General features: G+C 66.4%; 20 protein-coding genes and 4 tRNA genes. 12 read left to right on the forward strand and 12 right to left on the reverse strand.

All coding sequences use genetic code 11. The features are described 5' to 3' along the window. Window positions 1–614: 614 nt before the first annotated feature. The 10 genes from ACZLIB_RS08485 to ACZLIB_RS08530 all read right to left on the reverse strand — a co-directional run bounded on the left by ACZLIB_RS08485 (window position 615) and on the right by ACZLIB_RS08530 (window position 6,522). Window positions 615–691, reverse strand: a tRNA-Arg gene (locus ACZLIB_RS08485). A gap of 32 nt (window positions 692–723) precedes the next feature. Beyond that, window positions 724–800 (reverse strand) — tRNA-Arg (locus ACZLIB_RS08490). 69 nt (window positions 801–869) lie between these two features. Further along, window positions 870–946: transfer RNA gene (locus ACZLIB_RS08495), tRNA-Arg, on the reverse strand. Beyond that, entirely contained in the window at window positions 937–1,863 is a 927-nt protein-coding gene (locus ACZLIB_RS08500) for an alpha/beta hydrolase family protein (protein ID WP_478469593.1), read from the reverse strand. Before ACZLIB_RS08500 ends, ACZLIB_RS08495 begins: the two co-directional genes overlap by 10 nt. Then, window positions 1,860–2,669: a bifunctional hydroxymethylpyrimidine kinase/phosphomethylpyrimidine kinase gene (gene thiD, locus ACZLIB_RS08505; RefSeq protein ID WP_049423499.1), complete on the reverse strand. Its 810-nt coding sequence runs from the start codon at window positions 2,667–2,669 to the stop codon at window positions 1,860–1,862. The genes ACZLIB_RS08500 and thiD overlap by 4 nt, the downstream gene beginning before the upstream one ends. A 64-nt stretch (window positions 2,670–2,733) precedes the next feature. Further along, window positions 2,734–3,402 carry a YoaK family protein gene (locus ACZLIB_RS08510; protein ID WP_049463692.1) on the reverse strand — a complete coding sequence of 223 codons (669 nt, stop codon included), beginning with the start codon at window positions 3,400–3,402 and terminating at the stop codon, window positions 2,734–2,736. Window positions 3,403–3,414: 12 nt separating this feature from the next. Continuing rightward, window positions 3,415–3,921, reverse strand: a complete 507-nt coding sequence (locus ACZLIB_RS08515; RefSeq protein WP_478469594.1) for a hypothetical protein — start codon at window positions 3,919–3,921, stop codon at window positions 3,415–3,417. After that, a complete protein-coding gene (locus ACZLIB_RS08520; RefSeq protein ID WP_478469596.1) occupies window positions 3,918–5,318 on the reverse strand; it encodes a PhoH family protein in 1,401 nt (466 codons plus the stop codon). Before ACZLIB_RS08520 ends, ACZLIB_RS08515 begins: the two co-directional genes overlap by 4 nt. An 84-nt stretch (window positions 5,319–5,402) precedes the next feature. Further along, the gene (locus tag ACZLIB_RS08525; protein WP_049445310.1) at window positions 5,403–5,882 is read right to left on the reverse strand and encodes a peroxiredoxin; all 480 of its coding nucleotides are present in this window, start codon (window positions 5,880–5,882) and stop codon (window positions 5,403–5,405) included. A 79-nt stretch (window positions 5,883–5,961) separates the two neighbouring features. Then, a complete protein-coding gene (locus ACZLIB_RS08530) occupies window positions 5,962–6,522 on the reverse strand; it encodes a glycine cleavage system transcriptional repressor (protein ID WP_005409051.1) in 561 nt (186 codons plus the stop codon). A gap of 164 nt (window positions 6,523–6,686) precedes the next feature. On the opposite strand from ACZLIB_RS08530, the gene dapA reads away from it, so the two are divergent. Together dapA and ACZLIB_RS08540 are read left to right on the forward strand one after the other, a co-directional pair. After that, window positions 6,687–7,580 (forward strand): 4-hydroxy-tetrahydrodipicolinate synthase, encoded by an 894-nt coding sequence (gene dapA, locus ACZLIB_RS08535; RefSeq protein ID WP_032128847.1) that lies wholly within the window; start codon window positions 6,687–6,689, stop codon window positions 7,578–7,580. Window positions 7,581–7,612: 32 nt separating this feature from the next. Continuing rightward, window positions 7,613–8,128, forward strand: coding sequence for a hypothetical protein (locus ACZLIB_RS08540; RefSeq protein WP_049400937.1), 516 nt, complete (start codon window positions 7,613–7,615; stop codon window positions 8,126–8,128). A 381-nt stretch (window positions 8,129–8,509) separates the two neighbouring features. Here ACZLIB_RS08540 and fdxA read toward each other — a convergent pair whose 3' ends face one another. Then, window positions 8,510–8,833, reverse strand: coding sequence for a ferredoxin FdxA (fdxA, locus tag ACZLIB_RS08545; RefSeq protein ID WP_004153066.1), 324 nt, complete (start codon window positions 8,831–8,833; stop codon window positions 8,510–8,512). Window positions 8,834–9,025: 192 nt separating this feature from the next. On the opposite strand from fdxA, the gene ACZLIB_RS08550 reads away from it, so the two are divergent. Next, window positions 9,026–10,450, forward strand: coding sequence for a sugar porter family MFS transporter (locus tag ACZLIB_RS08550; protein WP_049400938.1), 1,425 nt, complete (start codon window positions 9,026–9,028; stop codon window positions 10,448–10,450). Between the two features lie 448 nt (window positions 10,451–10,898). On the opposite strand, the gene ACZLIB_RS08555 is transcribed toward ACZLIB_RS08550, so the two are convergent. Beyond that, a tRNA-Glu gene (locus ACZLIB_RS08555) sits at window positions 10,899–10,973 on the reverse strand. A gap of 52 nt (window positions 10,974–11,025) precedes the next feature. Here ACZLIB_RS08555 and pcnB point away from each other — a divergent pair. The 9 genes from pcnB (at window position 11,026) to ACZLIB_RS08600 (ending at window position 20,625) form a co-directional block, all read left to right on the forward strand. Then, the gene (pcnB, locus tag ACZLIB_RS08560; protein ID WP_032128849.1) at window positions 11,026–12,405 is read left to right on the forward strand and encodes a polynucleotide adenylyltransferase PcnB; all 1,380 of its coding nucleotides are present in this window, start codon (window positions 11,026–11,028) and stop codon (window positions 12,403–12,405) included. Between the two features lie 3 nt (window positions 12,406–12,408). Next, window positions 12,409–12,894 (forward strand): 2-amino-4-hydroxy-6-hydroxymethyldihydropteridine diphosphokinase, encoded by a 486-nt coding sequence (folK, locus tag ACZLIB_RS08565; protein WP_032128850.1) that lies wholly within the window; start codon window positions 12,409–12,411, stop codon window positions 12,892–12,894. A gap of 34 nt (window positions 12,895–12,928) precedes the next feature. Next, on the forward strand, window positions 12,929–13,744 hold the full coding sequence (gene panB / locus ACZLIB_RS08570) for a 3-methyl-2-oxobutanoate hydroxymethyltransferase (RefSeq protein ID WP_005416119.1): 816 nt from the start codon (window positions 12,929–12,931) through the stop codon (window positions 13,742–13,744). Continuing rightward, window positions 13,741–14,580, forward strand: coding sequence for a pantoate--beta-alanine ligase (panC, locus tag ACZLIB_RS08575; RefSeq protein WP_478469597.1), 840 nt, complete (start codon window positions 13,741–13,743; stop codon window positions 14,578–14,580). Before panB ends, panC begins: the two co-directional genes overlap by 4 nt. A 66-nt stretch (window positions 14,581–14,646) precedes the next feature. Further along, the gene (locus tag ACZLIB_RS08580) at window positions 14,647–15,144 is read left to right on the forward strand and encodes a hypothetical protein (RefSeq protein ID WP_149909427.1); all 498 of its coding nucleotides are present in this window, start codon (window positions 14,647–14,649) and stop codon (window positions 15,142–15,144) included. Between the two features lie 87 nt (window positions 15,145–15,231). After that, a complete protein-coding gene (gene panD / locus ACZLIB_RS08585; RefSeq protein ID WP_032128853.1) occupies window positions 15,232–15,612 on the forward strand; it encodes an aspartate 1-decarboxylase in 381 nt (126 codons plus the stop codon). Then, a complete protein-coding gene (gene pgi, locus ACZLIB_RS08590) occupies window positions 15,609–17,123 on the forward strand; it encodes a glucose-6-phosphate isomerase (RefSeq protein ID WP_478469599.1) in 1,515 nt (504 codons plus the stop codon). Before panD ends, pgi begins: the two co-directional genes overlap by 4 nt. A 316-nt stretch (window positions 17,124–17,439) precedes the next feature. Continuing rightward, a complete protein-coding gene (locus ACZLIB_RS08595) occupies window positions 17,440–17,646 on the forward strand; it encodes a DUF6229 family protein (RefSeq protein WP_010484314.1) in 207 nt (68 codons plus the stop codon). Between the two features lie 81 nt (window positions 17,647–17,727). After that, window positions 17,728–20,625, forward strand: coding sequence for a type 2 lanthipeptide synthetase LanM family protein (locus ACZLIB_RS08600; RefSeq protein ID WP_478469600.1), 2,898 nt, complete (start codon window positions 17,728–17,730; stop codon window positions 20,623–20,625). The last annotated feature ends 7 nt before the right edge of the window (window positions 20,626–20,632 follow it).

A 20,632-nucleotide genomic window follows, 5' to 3' on the forward strand; every position in this document is an offset into this window, starting at 1 on the left:
TGGCGGCTGTGCGTTCGGGCGCTTGCGAAGCAATGCTTCGCAAGCAAAGCGCCCTCACCCATGTAAGCTCGGTCGCCGCTTGCTCGTGTGCGCTGTCCTGCGTACACGGCAAGACCCGGGTTGGGCGTCCTGCCCAACCCGCCCGAGGCATGCCTCGGGCCCATGCGGCTCACGCCCCCGCAACCGGACCCACCCCGCCTTCGACAGTTTTCCGCGATCTGTCGGAACGGCGTACTGCTCTGGTAGGTGTCGACCTTGGTCGACACGGTAGATCCACGCCATGCGTGGATGAATTCATTCGATATCTGACAGAGGTGTCGACCAAGGTCGACACCTACCAACAGCCGCGTGAACCTGTCGAAGGTGGGGCGGTGTCGGAGTGCGGGGTGTCAGCCGCATGGATGCGGCTGCCAAGCCTACAGGGACGTACTTGCGGCGTCCCCGCACTCCGACACCGCCCCGCCAACCCACGGAATGCCAGCTTTTGCTTTTGCTTTTGCTTTTGCTGTTGAGGTTGCCGGCCAGCGGCCGGCACTACCAGGGGTGCAGGGCGCAGCCCTGCCGAAAAACACACATAAAAAAACAGCAGGCCGAGGCCTGCTGTTTCGGTGTAATGGTGCGCCCGGAGAGATTCGAACTCCCGACCGCCTGGTTCGTAGCCAGGTACTCTATCCAACTGAGCTACGGGCGCCAATTACATAAACTTGTTGTGCTGACTGTGTATGGTGCGCCCGGAGAGATTCGAACTCCCGACCGCCTGGTTCGTAGCCAGGTACTCTATCCAACTGAGCTACGGGCGCGCGGTACACAATCAACTTACTGCTTAATTTTACTGCATTTCCAGCGGCGGATGCTGAAAACCTGTCGAGTGGTGCGCCCGGAGAGATTCGAACTCCCGACCGCCTGGTTCGTAGCCAGGTACTCTATCCAACTGAGCTACGGGCGCCCTGCGACAGGAGCGGAATTATGCGGATGTCGGCGCGTACCGTCAACAGTTTTGTGAAAATTTTCATCCAACTGAATGAAAAAGCTGTCAGCTACGGCCTCCGGCGCCTTCAGCCACGCGAAATGATCGGCGCGCGTGCCCAATTCCTGCGCGGACAGCACGCGCAGCTGCGCGTCCACATTCGGCAGCTTCGCCAGCAGCGTCTGCATCGATCCGGTCGGTGCCAACCAGTCGTGCTCCATCAATACGGCCTGTGCGCTGCCATGCACACGCGCCATCTGCGCATCGAGGTCTTCGTTCATGCCGGCCGCGGCGTAGTGGTTGTTCAGGCCAACGCGCGCCCAGTCGGCGATCAGCCCGCGCGCTTCGGTGCCACCAAAGCCGAGGCGCCGACCATGCAGCACGCCCTGGCGTTGCGCGATCCACGGCAGGAAACGATAGACCAGTGGCAGCAGCCAGCCACGCGGTGGCGGGAAGCCGCGCCAGAATGGTGAGCCGCTGGCGGCCAGCCACAGCCGGTTGAAGTGCTGCGGGTTGCGGCCGGCATGCACGCAGGCCAGCTGCCCGCCCAGACTGTGTCCACCGATGATCCAGGGCAGGGCGTCGGTGGCGTCATCGGCTGCGGCCAGGACGGCCTGGCTGGCCGGCAGATCCTGTTCGAGTACTTCGCGATAGCCCCAGTCCTGCGTGCGCGAGGGGCGCAGTGAGCTGCTGCCGTTGCCGCGCCACTCATGCAGGTAGACCGCCACGCCCTTCGCCGCCAGCGCCGATGCCAGTGGCATGTAGTGACGCGCGGCCACGCCCAGCGCTGGCAGCCACAGCAGGCGCGCGATGGGCTGTGCGGGCACGCAGGCGATCACTTCGTAGCGATGGCCATCAGTGCACTGCACGGCAACGACGTCCGGTGCGAGACTCATGCGTGCGGTGCCGCGCCGAAGTGATCGAGTACCAGCACCTCGCTGCGGCCAGGCGCGTAGCCCTGCTGCAGGCCGCGCGCAACGTAGTCGATGCCGGCTTCGCAGGCATTGGCCAGGCTCAGGCCGTTGCACAGCTGCGCGGCGATGGCCGAGGCGAGCGTGCAGCCTGTGCCATGTGCGTCCAGCGGCAGGCGGGCGTGGATGAATTCTTCGCTGCTGACGCCGTCGAAGTAGCGATCGATTACGCGGTTGCCTTCCTGCAGGTGGCCCCCCTTGAGCAGGACTGCGCCGGCTCCGAGATCGAGCAGGGCAGAGGCAGCCTGTTCGGCGTCATCGCCGTTGCCGATCTTCCGGCCGATCAGGAGTTCTGCTTCCGGGGTATTGGGTGTAACCAGCGTCGCCAACGGCAGCAGGCGTTCGCGCATGGCCTTGAGCGCACTTTCCTCCAGCAGGCGCGCGCCGCTGGTGGCGACCATCACCGGGTCCAGCACCACGTGCGGCGGGCGATGCTTTTCCAGTGCGTCGGCGACCGCATGGATCACCTCGGCGTTGGCCAGCATGCCGAGTTTCACGGCATGGATGTCGAAGTCATCGAAGCAGGCTTCGATCTGCGCCTGCAGGAATGCGATCGGTGGCACATGCACGGCGGTGACGCCACGGGTGTTCTGTGCAGTCAGCGCGGCGAACACGGCCAGGCCATGCACGCGGTGCGCGGCGAAGGCCTTGAGATCGGCAGGGACACCGGCGCCACCGCCGGAGTCGGAGCCGGCGATGGTGAGGGCGGAAACGGGAGTGGTCGGGCTCATTCGGCGATTGTGCCGTGGTCCAGCTGGGGAAGGTAGATCCACGCCATGCGTGGATGGCTTTGATTCAATGCCGCCAACGCGCCCACTGCTGGTACACCACATAACCCAGCCCGGTCAGGCCGGTCAGCAGGGCGGGGGCGAGCAGGGCGTCGTACTGCCAGCGCATGAACAACCAGGCGCCGAGGATGCCGCCGGCGAGGAAGCCGCTGATGATCAGGCCGCTGAGGGTCAGCCGCCGTACCTGCAGCGGCAGTCCGCGCAGCAGGTGGCCCAGGCCGATGCCGAGGTCGGTGAACATGCCGCTGAGGTGGGTGGTGCGCACCACCGCGCCACTGAAGGTGGTGGCCATTGCGTTCTGCAGGCCGCAGGCCATGGCGGCGGCCAGTGCACCCCAGATCTGATGCTGTTCGAACAGCGGAATGGCCACCAGCAACAGTGCTGATTCCAGCGCCAGTGCCACGCCGTAGCGCCGGCCCAGCTGCAATGCGCTGTCCTGGATCAGCAGGCCGCTGAGCATCGCGCCCAGCGAGAACGCGATCAACAGTCCCCATAGATGGCCGACTGCGCGCCAGTCGCCCTGGGCCAGCGCCATGCCCAGCTGGCTGGTGCTGCCGGTCATGTGGCTGACCGCCTGGTGCTCGAAACCGAGGAAGCCGACCACGTTGACCATCCCGGCCACGCACGAGAGCGCGACCGCGCCGATCCAGACCCAGGTGGGCAGGCGTATTCCCATCGGCGGGGCCCCTCAGGGCCCGCCGAAGCCGCCGTTGAACTGCAGCTCGCTGAAGGTGTTGCTGGCCGGGTCGAATACCGCGCCCCAGAACTGCGTGCCGCCGTCACAGACGCGGATCGCTTCCCGTGCCGGGTTGATGCCGCTGTCGTCGGGCAGATGGAAGGCGTTGATGTAGATCAGCCGCTTGCCGGTGCTTTCGATGCCGACGTATTGGCGGTCGAAGTCCAGCACCTTCGGTACCTGTGATTCCAGCGACGACAGCTGCGCTTCCAGCTGGTCGATCTGCTGCCGGCTGGGTGCCCAGTAGCCGCTGACCCGCCCGGCCTCGCGGCCGGGACTGGCGCGCGAGCAGGTGTCGAGCACCTGCGCGGCGATGATCGGGCGGGTGACCACCCAGGATTGGCCGGTACGCTCGGCGGTCGGCACGCTGGCCGGGCCGCGCGTGGTGGTGCAGGCCCCCAGGGCGGCTGCGAGGGCGATCGCAGCCGTGGGCAGCAGCATGCGGGTGCAGCGGTTCACAACACCTCCGAAGCGTAATCGGCCAGGCGCGAGCGTTCGCCTCGGCGCAGGGTGATGTGCGCACTATGCGGCCAGTTCTTGAAGCGATCCACCGCGTAGGTCAGGCCCGAGGTGGTTTCGGTCAGGTACGGGGTGTCGATCTGCTCGACGTTGCCCAGGCAGACGATCTTGGTACCGGGGCCGGCACGGGTGATCAGCGTCTTCATCTGCTTGGGGGTGAGGTTCTGCGCCTCGTCCAGGATCAGGTAGCGCGACAGGAAGGTGCGGCCGCGCATGAAGTTCATCGAGCGGATCTTGATGCGGCTGGCGAGCAGGTCGTTGGTCGCCTGGCGCCCCCAGGTGCCGCCTTCCTGGTTGTGCGTGAGCACTTCCAGGTTGTCGGTCAGTGCACCCATCCACGGCGTCATCTTCTCTTCCTCGGTGCCGGGCAGGAAGCCGATGTCCTCGCCGACGCTGACCGTGGCGCGGGTCATGATGATCTCGCGGTAGCGCTGCTGGTCCATCGTCTGCGCCAGGCCGGCGGCCAGCGCCAGCAGGGTCTTGCCGGTGCCGGCGGTGCCCAGCAGCGTGACGAAGTCGATCTCCGGATCCATCAGTGCGTTGAGCGCGAAGTTCTGCTCGCGGTTGCGTGCGCTGATGCCCCACACGGCGTGGCTGCCGTGGCGGAAATCATCGACCAGCGACAGCACCACCTTGCCGTCGCCGACCACGCGGCTGACGCGCAGCTCGACTTCATCTTCGCCAGGCAGGTAGGCGTACTGGTTCGGGTACCACTCCTCGCCATCCTGCGCCAGGATTTCGTAATGCGTGCGGCCCTTGTCGCTCCAGCTGCGCAGGTCATCGCCGTGGCGCTTCCAGAAGTCTTCCGGCAGCTCGGTGGCGCCGGTGTAGAGCAGGCTGAAATCGTCCAGCGCACGGTCGTTCTCGTAGTCCTCGGACACGATGCCGGCGATCGCGGCCTTGATCCGCAGGTTGATGTCCTTGGAAACGAACACCACCGGCAGGTCCGGGGTTTCTTCCTTCAGCGCCAGGATCGCGCCGAGGATGGCGTTGTCCGGGATGACCTTGCCGAAGCTCTTGCCGGCGTCGAAATGGCTGGTCTGGAAGCGCAGCTTGCCGGCGCTCTGCTTGCCGCGCAGCTGCAGGCCATTGGGTCGCTGCAGCGGAATGCCGTCGGCCAGGTTGTCCAGGCCGGATTCCTGCACCAGCTCGTTGAGGAAGCGGCTCACCTGGCGGGCGTTGCGGCTCGCTTCGGAGGTGCCCTTCTTGCCGTTGTCCAGCTCCTCGATCACCTGCATGGGCAGGTAGACGTCGTGCTCCTCGAATTTGAACAGCGCGGTGGGATCGTGCATCAGCACGTTGGTATCCAGCACGTAGATGCGCTTGCCTCGGGTCATCGTCGATTCCTGGTTACGGACAGGGAAAAACCACCACGGCCTGCTGCGGGGCAGGGTGATGGCAGACACAGTAGGCAGTGGGACTCACTTGGACTGGGAGGCCTTCAGTTCGGCGAGAACGGCATCGGCATGACCTGCAACCTTGACCTTGCGCCAGGACTGCACGATGCGGCTGTCGGGGGAAATCAGGAAGGTGCTGCGTTCGATGCCACGTACCTGCTTGCCGTACATGTTCTTCATCTTGATCACGTCGAAGGCGCTGCACAGCGCTTCGTCGCCATCGCTGACCAACGGGAAGTTGAAGCCCTGCTTGGCACAGAAGTTGTCGTGCGACTTCACCGAGTCGCGCGAGACACCGAGTACCACCGCGCCTGCCTTCTTGAATTTCGGCAGCAGTGCGTTGAAGTCGATGCCTTCGGTGGTGCAGCCGGGGGTGCTGTCCTTGGGATAGAAGTACAGCACCAGCCAGTGGCCGGCGTAGTCGCCGAGAGTGGCCTGTTCGCCACCGGACAGCGCCAGCGGCAGGGAGAGGGTGGTGCTGTCCAGGGTATCGCCGTTGTTCATGAGGTCCTTCTGTCGAGCCTGGGTTCTTTCTACGACAATTGCATGAAACGCCACGCGCCCGTGAGAGGCGCGCGAAGAATCAGAATTTCATCGGGTCCATGATCGCGTCCAGGTTCAGGTGGTCGCAGAATTCAAGGAAATCGTCGCGCAGCGCGGCGATGTGCATGTTGGCCGGCACGCCGATGGTGACCTGCGCGCTGAACATCTCCGCACCGGTCTGCATGGCGCGGTAGCGCGTGCTCTGCAGGTTCTCGATGGTGATGCCCTGGCGGTCGAAGAAATCGGCCAGCTGGAACAGGATGCCCGGCTTGTCGGCGGCGATCACTTCGACGATGTACGGCAGCAGGTTGGACTGCGCCTGCTTGGCGGCAGTGCGGTACCAGACCAGCTTCAGGCCCTCTTCGCGCTCCAGCCGGGTCAGCATCGCTTCCAGCTTGGCCACCGAGTCCCAGGAGCCGGTGGCCAGGGCGGTGACCGAGACATCGCGGCCGACCGTGGCCAGGCGTGCGTCCACCAGATTGCAGCCGCTGTCGGCAATGCGGCGGGTGACGGACAGCAGGGGAGACTCCGGATGCGTCGTGTAGGCGTTGATCAGGAGGTGGTTTTCGCTCGGCGCGGGGCGCGGGGTGGTGTCGGTCAAGGCGATTCCGGGTAATGCATGCGTTAGTCTGAATGCCCGCCAGAGGCGGGGATCCACCGGTGTCCAGCATACTTGCCCGTGCTTTCGCGCCGCAAGTAACATTCAGGTCGCCCCCGGCCTTTCGTGGCGGGCGTTTTCCCTTTCCAGCCAAGAGCAGCACGTCCTTGTCCCTTTCCGGCCTCATCACCGCGCTGGCGACCCCGTTCCGGGCCGACGGCGCCCTCGATCCCGACGGTTGGCAGCGCCTGCTGCACCTGCAACTGGAAGGTGGCGTCCATGGCGTTGTCGTAGCCGGCTCGACCGGTGAAGCAGCGACCCTCACCGATGCCGAGTACGACCTGCTGCTGGCCAGCGCGGTCGAGCGCATCGGCGGCCGCATCCCGGTCATGGCCGGTACCGGCCTGTCGGGCACCGCCAAGACCATCGAACAGACCCGCCGTGCCGCCGCGCTTGGCGCCAGCCACGCGCTGGTGGTCACCCCGCCGTACGTGCGGCCGACCCAGGCTGGCCTGATCGCCCACTACCGCGCGGTTGCCGACCAGGGCGGGCTACCGGTCGTGCTGTACAACGTGCCCGGCCGTACCGGGTGCGACATGCAGCCGGAGACCGTGGCCGAACTGGCCAGCCATCCCAACATCGTCGGCATCAAGGAGGCGGTGGGTGACACCGGCCGGGTGCAGGCGCTGCTCGCCCTGCGCAGCCCGCAGTTTGCCGTGCTCAGTGGCGACGACGGTACGGCGGCGCGCTCGATCCAGGCCGGTATCGATGGCCTGATCTCGGTCGGCTCCAACGTGCTGCCCGGCGCCTACCGCCGGATGTGCGAGCTGGCTGCCGCCCACGACCACGAAGCCACCGGGTCCTGGGATGCGCGCCTGCAGCCGTTCCATGATTTCTGCGGCGTTGAGCCGAACCCGATTCCGGTCAAGGCGTTGCTGCGCCGTATCGGCATCGGTCACGACCTGCGCCTGCCGCTGCTGCCGCTGTCGGTGGCGCACCACCCGGCGGCCGATCATCTTGCCGGCGACATCGCCGCCCTCGAAGCCCTTTCCAGCCACTGACCTTCCGTCTTGGTCTGACCCAGGAGATTCACATGCGTCAATCCGTATCCACCATCCGCGTGCTGTCCTACGCCCTGCTTGCGGTGGCCGTTGCCGCCGGCACCACCGGCTGCTTCAAGCGTGGCGTCAAGGGCGACTACGCCCTGGCCCCGGAGATGCGTCCGCTGGAAGTGCCGCCGGACCTGAACCTGCCCAACGCCACCAGTGACAACAAGGTGCCGACCCTTGCCTCGGCGACCAAGCCGGCGGCCCCGGTGGCTGCGGCCCCGGCCGTGGGCAACACCGGTTTCACCATTGCCGGCGGCAAGGACGAGGCTTTCGCCAAGGTCGGCACCGCGCTGGAAGGCGTGGAAGGCGTGACCATCGCCAGCCGCGCGCAGCTGCTGGGCTCGTATGACGTGGCCTACGAAGGCAGCAACTTCCTGGTCCGCGTGGTCGCCGTCGATGCCGGCGCCTACATCTCCGCGGTCGACCCGCGTGGCCTGCCGGCCACTGCAGAAGCGCCGGTGAAGCTGATCGCCGCGCTCAAGGCAAAGCTGGCCCAGTAAGGGCCGGTCGGGTAGGTGCGGGCCCAGGTCCGCACGTGCCCGGGTAGAGGCCGACCTTGGTCGGCGCTTCTGTGCCAACCAAGGTTGGCACCTACCGGATCCTGCGGTTGGCACCTACCGGATCCTGCGGTTGGCACCTACCGGATCCTGCGGTTGGCACCTACCGGATCCTGCGGTTGGCACCTACCGGATCCTGCGGTTGGCACCTACCGGATCCTGCGGTTGGCACCTACCGGATCCTGCGGTTGGCACCTATCGGATCTTGCGGTTGGCAGCTACTGGATCTTGCGGTTGGCATCTATCGGATCGCGCGGATGCTATCTGCCGAGCAACGAAAAAGGGCGCCATAGGCGCCCTTTTCGTTGCCGCAAGAGGCGCTTCTCAGCGCTCCAGCAGCTTCAGCTTGTCCGGCTTGCCGTCCCATTCGCCGGCGTCGGCGGGCGGGTCCTTGCGCACGGTCAGTACCGGCCACTCCTTCGCCAGCTCGGCGTTGAGGGCGACGAAGCTCTCCTGGCCGGCAGGAACATCGTCCTCAGGGAAGATCGCGTTGACCGGGCATTCCGGTTCGCAGAGGGTGCAGTCGATGCACTCATCCGGGTCGATCACCAGGAAGTTCGGGCCTTCGTGGAAGCAATCCACGGGGCATACTTCCACGCAATCGGTGTGTTTGCACTTGATGCAGTTTTCGGTGACGACAAAGGGCATGGGCTGGGGGTGGATCGATTCCTGAACCCGCCAATTCTAGAACAGGTTGGCCCCCGGTGTCGGCGCGGGGCGGAAATCGGGCGTCTGGCAGGCGCGGCCGTGGTGGTCGTTGGCGGCAGGGTGAGGCCTGTGCGACGCTGCGGGTCAGCCGGCTGCGTTGGATGGCCGGACCCCTTCCCAGCAGGATCGTTCATGTCCCCAGCCCAGCCCAACATCGCCTCCCATGGTGGTGAGAACACTGCATTCATCGTCCTGATCAGCTGCGTGGCCACGCTGGGTGGATTCCTGTTCGGCTTCGACAGTGGTGTCATCAATGGCACGGTCGACGGCCTGCGCCAGGCCTTCAACTCCAGCGAGGCGGCGCTCGGTTTCGAAGTGGCCTCGATGCTGCTGGGCTGCGCGATCGGTGCCTTCCTGGCCGGCTGGCTGGGGGATCGCCTGGGCCGTCGTGGCGTGCTGATCGCCTCGGCACTGATGTTCCTGGTCTCGGCGCTGGGCGCCGGTGCCGCTCACGCTTCCTGGCTGTTCATCGCCGCACGGGTGCTCGGCGGCTTCGCGGTGGGCGCGGCCAGCGTGATGTCGCCGGCCTACATTGCCGAGGTGGCCTCGGCGCGCTATCGCGGGCGTTTGGCCACGGTGCAGCAGATGGCGATCATCTGCGGCCTGTTCGCGGCCTTCCTCAGCAATTACCTGCTGGCCCGAGCTGCTGGGGCGTCAACCGAGCCGCTATGGCTGGGCCATGAGGCCTGGCGCTGGATGTTCTGGATGCAGGCGCTGCCGTCCGGGCTGTTCCTGCTGTTGTTGCTGGTGATTCCGGAAAGCCCGCGCTTCCTGGTCCTGAAGGGGCGTCAGCAGCAGGCGAGGGCGGTACTGTCGCGGCTGTACGGCGAGGCGGCAGCGGCGACCAAGCAGGCCGAGATCGAAGCCAGCCTGGCCCAGGATCAGCACAAGCCGCGCTTCAGCGACCTGCGCGACACGGTCACCGGCAAGCTGCGCCCGATCCTCTGGGTAGGCATTGGCCTGGCCATGTTCCAGCAGCTGGTCGGCATCAACGTGGTGTTCTATTACGGCGCGGTGCTGTGGCAGGCGGTGGGCTTCTCGGAAAGCGACGCGCTGCTGATCAACGTGCTGTCCGGCGCGCTGAGCATCGGCGCCTGCCTCCTGACGGTGCTGTTGATCGACCGCATCGGGCGCAAGCCGCTGCTGTGGATCGGCTCGGTTGGCATGTCGGTGGCGCTGGTGCTGATGGTGGTGGCGTTTGCCAGCGGCAGCCTGGCCGATGGTCGCCTGCAGCTGTCCGATGGCATGGGCCGGCTGGCGCTGGTTGCGGCCAACGTCTACGTGGTGTTCTTCAACATGTCCTGGGGCCCGGTGATGTGGGTGATGCTGGGCGAAATGTTCCCGAACCAGATCCGCGGCCCGGCACTGGCGGTGGCCGGCGCGGCGCAATGGACCTCGAACTTCGCCATTACCGTGACCTTCCCGATGCTGCTGGCCGGCATCGGCCTGGCCGGGGCCTACGGCATCTACGCTGTCGTTGCGATCCTCTCGATCTTCTTCGTGGTCCGCTGCGTGCGCGAGACCAAGGGCAAGGAGCTGGAGCAGATGGAAGGCTGACGTTGCCCGGCTTCGGTTGCATCCTGTTGGCGCCTGGTTGTCCCGAGTTTGAGGGGGCAGGCCGCCCTCTCCAGGACACGCAAAAGCCCATCCATGGTGCTCGATGGCGCCATCCATGGCGCCAACGGTCCTGGAGAGGGCGGCCTGCCCCCTCCTGACAGTTTCATGGTGCGTGCGGACGCGGCGAAGCGCTGGTCGGTTGTTGCCGGGGGCGCAGGAAACCGTCCAGAGCCGGTGGGGTCACCCAGGGCGGGACCGTTGGCGCCATGGATGGCGCCATCGAGCCCCCATGGATGGGTTCACGGCGTGTCCTGCCCTGGGTGACCCCACCGGCTCAAGCCGATTGCAGGGAGGCGCCGATGCGACCAACTCGACAGCAGTCACTGCAATCCCGGAAAACAGAAAAGCCCGCACGAAGGCGGGCTTTTTCGGTTCCTGCTGCGGCGACTGGCGCTCCCTAGGGGACTCGAACCCCTGTTTTAGCCTTGAGAGGGCCACGTCCTAACCACTAGACGAAGGGAGCGTAACTGTGTCGCTGCCGAGGCAGGAGCGCTAGTATATGCACCTCGATGCCATTGGGCAATCCCGAAACTTCAACCGGAAGCGCCAACATCATTTCCTCTGCTACATCACCGTTCAGCCTGCGCGTCATCCCGCGCGACCAGCACACGATCTCCCGCAAGGACATCAGCCCGAACGCCCTGCGCGTGCTTTATCGCCTGCGCGATGCCGGCTTCGGCGCCTACCTTGTCGGCGGCGCGGTGCGCGATCTGCTGGTCAATGGCCAACCCAAGGATTTCGACGTGGCCACCGACGCCACGCCCGAACAGGTCAAGCAGCTGTTCCGCAACTGCCGCCTGATCGGTCGCCGGTTCCGCCTCGCCCACGTCGTGTTCGGCCGCGAGATCATCGAAGTCGCCACCTTCCGTGCCAACAGCGATGACGGCAGCGGCGACCGCGAGATGGAAAACGGCATGCTCGTGCGCGACAACGTGTACGGCACCATCGAAGACGACGCCATCCGCCGCGACTTCACCTGCAACGCCCTGTACTACGCCATCGAGGACTTCTCGGTGCGCGATTACACCGGCGGCTTCGAGGACGTCCAGGCGCGCCTGATGAAGCTGATCGGCGACCCCGAGCAGCGTTACCGCGAAGATCCGGTGCGCATGCTGCGTGCGGTGCGCCTGGCGGCCAAACTCGGCTTCCAGATCGAAGAGGGCACCGCCGCGCCGATCCCGCACCTGGCGGGCCTGCTCAACGAAGCCGCACCGGCGCGCCTGTTCGAAGAAGTGCTCAAGCTGTTCCTGTCCGGGCACGGCGTGGCCAGCTTCGAAGGCCTCGAACGTTACGGCCTGCTGGACGTGCTGTTCCCGGAGAGCGCCAAGGCGCTGAAGTCCAACCGCACCGGCGCGCTGCGCCGCATGCTGGTGGAGGGCCTGGCCAACACCGATGCACGCGTGGCCAACGATGAACCAGTCTCGCCCGCGTTCCTGTTTGCGCTGCTGCTGTGGCCGGCGTTCTGCCGCGCCCAGGCAACCCTGCTCAAGCAGGGCGTGGCACCGGAAGAGGCGCAGCGCCGTGCGGCCGACCGCGTCACGGTGCAGCAGCTGAGCACCATCGCGCTGCCGCGCCGCTTCTCGCTGCCGATGCAGGAAATCTGGCTGCTGCAGTCGCGCTTCAGCTCGCGCCAGCGCAAGCGCGTTTTCCGTACCCTGACCCATCCGCGTTTCCGCGCTGCGTTCGACTTCCTCAGCCTGCGCCAGGTGGCCTCGGCCGAGCACGCCGCCGATGTCGAGTTCTGGCGTGAGGCGCAGGCGCAGTCCGGTCGCGAGCTGGAATCGTCGCTGGACGTGATGCACAGCGAAGAGGGGGATGACGAGAGCGGGGCACCGCGCAAGCGCCGCCGTCGCCGCCGTCGTCCGGGTGCCCCGGCCGGTGCGGCTGGCGAGTAAACGATGACCCTTGCCTGGATCGGCCTGGGCGCCAACCTTGGCGACGCGGCCGTCACCGTCGGCGCGGCGATTGCCGCGCTCGACGGCCTGCCCGATACCCGCCTGCGCCAAGCCTCAAGGCTGTACGCCACGCCGGCCTGGGGCAATGAAGACCAGCCGCCGTTCGTCAACGCGGTGGCTGCGGTCGAGACCACGCTGCCCGCCGATACGCTGCTGCAGGCGATGCTGGCGCTGGAGCAGCGTTTTGGTCGCGTACGCGATCCGGCGGTGCACTGGGGCCCGCGCGCGCTGGACCTGGACCTGCTGCTGTATGGCGCGCAGGTGCTCGACCAGCCTGGTCTGCAGGTGCCGCATCCTTACCTGCACGAGCGTGCCTTCGTGTTGGTGCCGCTGGCCGAAATCGCGCCGGATCTGGCCATTCCCGGCCATGGCCGCGTGCGGGATGCAGTGATGCGGGTGGATGCCTGCGGGATTGCGCCGATAGGGTGATAATGCCCGGGTTATCTCCCCCGGTTATCAGCACATGAGCACCCACGCAGACAGCAAGCCCTGGACCGTTCCCGCCCTGGCCGAGGCCAAGCGCAATGGCCAGAAGCTGGTCATGTTGACCGCCTACGACGCCGGCTTCGCCCGCACTTTCGATGCCAACGGCGTCGACCTGATCCTGATCGGCGATTCGCTGGGCATGGTCGTGCAGGGCCATGATTCGACCTTGCCGGTGACCGTGGCCGACATGGTCTACCACACCCGCGCCGTGGCCCGCGTGCTGCAGCGTGCGTTGCTGGTGGCCGACCTGCCGTTCGGCGCCGATGCCACCCCGGAGCGCGCGCTGGATGCCTCGTTGCAGCTGCTGCAGGCCGGCGCCGAGATGGTCAAGATCGAAGGTGCCGGCTTCAAGGTCGACATCATCCGCTACCTGGTGGAGCGCGAGATTCCGGTCTGCGCGCATCTGGGCCTGACCCCGCAGTCGGTGCTGCGACTGGGTGGCTTCAAGATCCAGGGGCGTGGCGATGCCGCGCGCCAGCTGGTGGAAGATGCCAAGGCTGTGGCCGCTGCCGGCGCCAGCATCATGGTGCTCGAATGCGTGCCGACTCCGGTCGCCGCCGAAGTGACCGCTGCGGTGGATGTGCCGACCATCGGCATTGGCGCAGGCCCGCAGTGCGATGGCCAGGTGCTGGTGCTGCACGATTTCCTCGGCCTGGACAGTGGTCATCGCCGTCCCAAGTTCGTCAAGGATTTCCTTGCCGAAGGCGGTTCGGTGGCCGGTGCCACCCGCGCCTATGCCGACGCCGTGCGCGACGGCAGCTTCCCCGACGAACAGCACGCCTACGCCCAATGATCCAGACCTTCAACGAGCTCGGCGCGCTGCGCGGGCAGATCGCCCAGTGGAAGCGCGAGGGCCTGCGCGTGGCGCTGGTGCCGACCATGGGCAACCTGCATGGAGGTCACCATTCGCTGGTGACCCTGGCCCGCCAGTACGCCGACAAGGTGGTGGCGAGCATCTTCGTCAACCCGACCCAGTTCGGGCCGAACGAGGATTTCAGCCGCTACCCGCGCACGCCCGAGGCCGATGTGGCCGGGCTGGAGCAGGCCGGCTGCGATGCGGTGTGGCTGCCCAGCGTCGAGGTGATGTACCCGCTGGGGCTGGACAAGACCACGCGCATGCACGCGCCGGGCGTGAGTGAAGTGCTGGAAGGCGCCAGCCGTCCGGGGCACTTCGATGGCGTGTGCACGGTGGTGGCGCGCCTGTTCCTGCAGGTGCAGCCGGATGTGGCCGTGTTCGGCCGCAAGGATTACCAGCAGCTGGCGGTCATCCGCCAGATGGTGGCCGAGCTGTCGTTCCCGATCCAGATCGTTGGTGCGGAGATCGTGCGTGACGAGGATGGCCTGGCCAAGAGTTCGCGCAACCAGTACCTGAGCGCCGAACAACGCCCGGTCGCGACCACCATCCACCGCACCCTGATGGGCATGCGCGAGGGTTATGTCGCCGGGCAGGCACGCGAGCGCATCGAGGCCGATGCCACCGCTGCGCTGCAGGCCGCCGGTTTCCAGGTCGACTACGCCGTGTTGCGCACTCCGGAACTGGCCGAGCCGACCTTCGACGGCGGTGGCCGCGTGGCGCTGATCGCCGCGCGGCTGGGCACCACCCGCCTGATCGACAACCTGGAGTTCTGAGCCGCATGCGGCTCCGGGGCGCCCGCAATGGGCGCCTCTCGACTTCCCACGGACGGGAGACCGGAAATGAAGACCCCCAGCACCGATACCGGCCGTCTTGCCCAGGCCTCGATCCTGGCGGTGCTGGCCGCCGGCATGCTGCCGGCCCAGCTGTTTGGCGGCCTGTTGTTCGCGCTTGAATTCCGGCGCACGCCGATGCCTGCGCTCACCGGCGGTGGGCTGATGTTCGTATTGGCCGTGTGCAATGCGATCGCGGTGTTGCTGCCGATGGCGCTGATCCTGCAGTCTCAACAGCGGCTGCGCCGGACTGGATTCGTGCTGGTCGGCTTCGGACTGGGCGCGCTGGCCATGGCCACCTGCACCTGGCCGGGCGCGGACAATGGTCCGCTGCTGCAGCGCCTGCGCTATGTCGACACCTTCGACGTGATCAGCTATGCCTTGCAGGTGCTGGCCGCAGGTGGCTTCGGCCTGGTCGCCGGGCTGGCCTTCCATACGGTGTTCCGGCTGTCTCTGGAGGGCAGTTCCGGGCATGCCGCGCCGCCGCCGCCGGGGGAGGGGGCCTGAACAGCCTTCAGCGTCCTGCTGCGGCCCCGTGACGATGGCCAAGCGGGTGCTAGAATCCGCTCTTTCCTTTGCCGTTGCAGCGCCCCCATGCACCTGTCCCTGCTCAAGACCAAGATCCACCGCGCCACCGTCACCCATTCCGAGCTGAACTACGAAGGCTCGATCGCCATCGATGACAACCTGCTGGCTGCCACCGGCATCCGCGAGTTCGAGCAGGTGCACATCTGGGACGTGACCAACGGTGCGCGCTTCTCGACCTACGCCATCCGCGCCGAAGCCGGCAGCGGCGTTGTCTCGCTCAACGGTGGTGCTGCGCGCCACGTGCAGGTCGGTGACATCATCATCATCGCCGCGTTCGCCAGCATGACCGAGCAGGAAGCTGACAGCTTCAAGCCGAAGCTGGTGTACGTTGATGGCAAGAACCAGATCTCCCACACCAACGACACGATCCCGACCCAGGCCGCATGACAACGAACAACGGATTCGACTCGCTGCATTCCCACGCCCAGCGCCTGAAGGGCGCAAGCATTCCCAGCCTGCTCGCCGCCGAACCCGGCCGCGTGCAGGACCTGGCGCTGCGGGTCGGTCCGTTGTATGTCAATTTCGCGCGGCAGAAATACGATGCCGCGGCGTTGCAGGCCCTGCTCACGTTGGCCGCCGACCGTGATGTCGGTGGTGCCATCACCCGCTTGTTCCGTGGCGAGCAGGTCAACCTGACCGAAGGTCGCGCCGCGCTGCATACCGCGCTGCGTGGCGACGTGGTCGATGCGCCGGTGGCGGCCGAGGCCTATGCCACCGCGCGCGACATCCGCCAGCGCATGGGCGTGCTGGTGCGTGCGCTGGAAGACAGCGGCGTCACTGACGTGGTCAGCGTCGGCATCGGTGGTTCCGATCTCGGTCCGCGCCTGGTCGCCGATGCGTTGCGCCCGGTCACCGGCGCGCGCCTGCGCGTGCATTTCGTATCGAACGTGGACGGCGCCGCCATGCAGCGCACACTGGCCACGCTGGATCCGGCGAAGACCGCCGGCATCCTCATCTCCAAGACCTTCGGTACCCAGGAAACCCTGCTCAACGGCCAGATCCTGCACGACTGGCTGGGTGGCAGCGAGCGCCTGTACGCGGTCAGTGCCAATCCGGAACGTGCCGCCAAGGCCTTCGCGATCGCCGCCGATCGCGTACTGCCGATGTGGGACTGGGTCGGTGGCCGTTATTCGCTGTGGTCGGCCGTTGGTTTCCCGATCGCGCTTGCGATCGGTTTCGAGCGCTTCGAGCAGCTGCTGGACGGCGCCGCGCAGATGGATGCGCACGCGCTGGATGCACCGCTGGAGCGCAACCTGCCGGTGCTGCACGGCCTGACCGACATCTGGAACCGCAACCTGCTGGGCCATGCCACGCACGCGGTGATGACTTACGACCAGCGCCTGGCGCTGCTGCCGGCCTACCTGCAGCAGCTGGTGATGGAAAGCCTGGGCAAGCGCGTGCAGCGTGACGGCCAGCCGGTGACCACCGACACCGTGCCGGTGTGGTGGGGCGGCGCGGGCACCGATGTGCAGCACAGCTTCTTCCAGGCGCTGCATCAGGGTACCAGCATCGTTCCGGCCGACTTCATCGGCTGCGTACACAACGACGATCCCTACACGATCAATCATCAGGCCCTGCTGGCCAATCTGCTGGCGCAGACCGAAGCACTGGCCAATGGCCAGAGCAGCGACGACCCGCACCGTGATTACCCGGGCGGCCGCCCGAGCACGCTGATCCTGCTCGACGCGCTGACCCCGCAGGCGCTGGGTTCGCTGATCGCCATGTACGAACACGCCGTGTATGTGCAGTCGGTGATCTGGAACATCAATGCCTTCGACCAGTTCGGTGTCGAGCTGGGCAAGCAGCTGGCCAGTGGCCTGCTGCCGGCGCTGCAGGGTGAGGATGTGGCGATTGCCGATCCGATGACCCGCGAGATCCTGGCGCAGCTGAAGGGCTGACCCGGCCTGCGGATGTGCCGGCGCCGGCCGGCCATCCGATGCCTCTGCGGTTGCCTTCGATCCGGTCACGCAGGAATGGCGGCGCGGCCACTCATTCCACGTCACTTCCGTACTTTACGTGCAGCGTATTCGTGCGTCCTGCCGCAGCGCAGCTTGACGCACTTCACACGCGGATGCAGTGTGCACGGGCGGCTGTACCTGTCATCCAGTATCGCTCGCAGCATGATGTTGATGCCAGGGACTGGCCGTATCCGAAGGGACGTGGAATCGATCCATGTCCTCAACGCCTCATGTTGTGAATGACAGGAGATTGCGAATGGATCTGAACGACGATGTTGTGTCCGGCTGGCTCAATGGCTCGGACGATGTGGATGGGTGTGCCAACCCTGCGGGTTCGCTGTTCATCTACGGTGCGGCAGCCACCGAAGCGGCCCTTACCGGAGCTTCGGACACCATGATCACCGGGGGCACCAACGAGTGCACCACCACGGTATCGGTGATCAACCACTGCCTGTGTTGCTGATGTAACCCGAGCCGGCACGCAGAGACATGCAGCTGCGTGCCGGCGACTGGAACAGACTCTCGATATCTCGCAGGGGGCGTAATGACCGCTTCTCCGGCTGCGGCCGCGTTTGCGTGCATCACCGAACATTTCCTTGCCCAGGCGCGCGCTGCGCTGGTTGCCGGCCTGCATGATCCCGCCATTGCTCTGCAGCCTGGCGAGCGCGATCTGCTGCATGCACGGGGCGATGCGGCACTGCGTGAGCATGCCCAGCTCAAGCTCAACCGCGTGCTGCTGCTGGAACTGCACGCCGCTGCGCGCAGCGGTGACATCGGCCCGCTTGACAGCGCTGGGGTGCTGGACGAATTCGTTGCCCTGGCCACCAGCGAGGGCTTCCGCACGCATCTGCAGCGACGCTATCCGGTGCTGCTGCCGCGCCTGACGCGCATGCTCGAAGGACAATGTGCGGCTGTGGTGGAGCTCGCTGTTCGCATCGGCAGCGATCGTGCGGCGCTGGCAGAGTTGCTGGGTGCGCCGGCGGGCACGCTGCATGCCGTTGCATTGGGACGCGGTGACCTGCATGGTGGCGGCCGGACTGTGGCACGGCTGCAGTTCGATGGCGGCACGGTGATGTACAAGCCACGCTCATTGCGCATCGATGCGACGCTTGATGGCCTGTTGTCCACGGTCTTCGGTGACGGCCCTGACCGCGTATGCGTGCCGAAGGTGATTGATCGTGGCAGCCACGGCTGGGCCGCCTTCGCCGCGCACCGCTACTGTGCCGATGACCTTGAACTGCGTGCCTACTACCGCGGTCTTGGCCATTGGTTGGCAATCCTGCGCCTGGTCGGTGGCACCGACATCCATCTGGAGAATCTGATCGCGGTCGGGCCGGTTCCTGTCGTGGTCGACGCCGAAAGCGTGTTCTCCCGGGTAATCGACATCGAGCCATCAGGGCTTGGCGATGCGTACGACACCGCCGTCAAGCTGATGCGTAATTCAGTGCTGCGTACCGGAATCGTGCCATTCCGTACTGCCGGCCTGGGCATGGAAGGCGTGGATCTGTCCGCAGCCGGCGCACTGCCGGGCGAGCAGCCGCGGGTGCAGGTGCCGGTGATTGTCGAGGATGGGACGGAACCGGCCCGCTTGGGCATGGTTGAGGCCGAGGTCTCCGTTGCGCAGAATCATCCCAGCGCGCAGCCCGATGTGTCGTTGTACTGGGATCACATCAGCGAGGGCTTCATCGACGCCAGTGGGCGCCTGCGCGCGCTCGATGCGAAGGGTGAACTGATGCCGCTCCTGGCGGCTTTCGAGGGCTGCCAGGTGCGCGATGTGCGGCGGCCGACCATGGCCTACGCCGAGCTCGGGAGAATGCTCTGGCATCCGGCATCGCTGCACAACGAAGCCCAGGCGGTTGAACGCGCGATCGACCTGCTGGTGCGCAATGCGGCGGTGTCACCGGCCGCGCCATCGGACCTGGAGACCGTGCGCGGCGAAGTGGACGACCTGCGCCACGGTGACATTCCGATCTTCGCATCGCAGCTGGACGCGGCCCGCATCCGCTCCATCACCGACAACTGGCGTGCGATGCGCATCGACCTCGAAGACGTGACCATCCGCAGCACGCTGGTAGCCACCGACCTGAACCAGCATGCGCTGGCCCGCGCCGAGGCTAGATCCGGCCACAGCTATGCAGCACAGCATCCGCGTGCGGACGACCTGGATGCACGCCGTCGCACGCTGGCCGCGCGCGCGGTGGAGAGCCTGCTGCGGCTGGCGGTGCACGGCGAAGACGGTTCGATGACCTGGATCACGCCCGAGGTGACCCGTACCGGATGGACCGTCCAGCCGGTGCAGCCCGACCTGTATTTCGGGCTGGGAGGCATTGCGTTCGCACTGGCGGCCTACCGCCGGGAAGTGGAGCAGGGGCGTGCCGACCCGGTAGTGGGGCTGGCCCCGGCCATCGATGGCGCCCTCGCGGTGTTCCAGACCATGTGTGAGCGGCATCCCGCCGAGATCGATGGTGGATTCGTCGGAACCGGTTCGCAGATCTGGACATTGCTGGCATTGAACGACCTGTTGCAGCGACCGGCGCTGCTGGCGCTGGCGGAGCGCTGCGCAGAAGCCGCAGAGCGTCGCGGATTCCAGGAGGCGACGAAGTTCGAACTGATTGATGGCGTGTCCGGCATGATCCTGCCGTTGCTGTCGCTGGCCGGGGCTACCGGAAACGCGCGCTGGCTGGAGCTGGCGGCCGCAGCGGGACGTCGCCTGCAGGATGCTGCGATCGTCGACATGGACGGTGCGCGCTGGTCAACGCCACAGTTCCGCGAGCCGATTGGTGGCTTTGGCCACGGCGCGATGGGCATGGGCTGGGCGCTGGCACGGCTGGCGCGTTCGGATGCCGGCAGCGTGCCTGAGCGGGCCGCCTGGCGGCAGCTGGCCGAAGGAGCCTTTGCGTTCCAGGCGGCGCTGTTCGAGTCGCATACCGGGCGCTGGCGCGATATCCACCTGGAGGACGGGCAGAAGAATTTCCCGACCTGGTGCCATGGCAGTGTTGGCATCGGTCTGGCGGCGGCGGATCTGTATGCCCGCACCGGCGATCCCGCGCAGTTGCGTGACATGCGGCGGGCTGTGGCCGACGCGCGCGGCAAATGGGGGTTCAGCCACACCCTGTGCCATGGCGATGTGTCCACCCGGGAGCTGCTGGTGCTGGCGGCTGCGCTGGATCCGGAGGGATGTCCCTATCCGCAGGACGAGGCCGCCATCGAGATCGTTTCTTCGATCGAGGAGCACCAGGGCATGGTCGGCGGGCTGACCCGCGCGGCCTTTACTCCGGGCCTGATGATCGGTCTGGCAGGTACGATCTATGGCTTCCTGCGCATGCATCCGGCCTGCACGCTGCCGTCGCCGCTGCTGCAGGAGACGGTAGCGGCGCGGGTCGATGCGACGGCGTCGCGCTCCAGCGCCGCGCAGGACCGAGCAGTGCTGGCCGAGGTCTGAGCCGGAC

This window comes from Stenotrophomonas sp. 220_Sma, assembly GCF_056487375.1.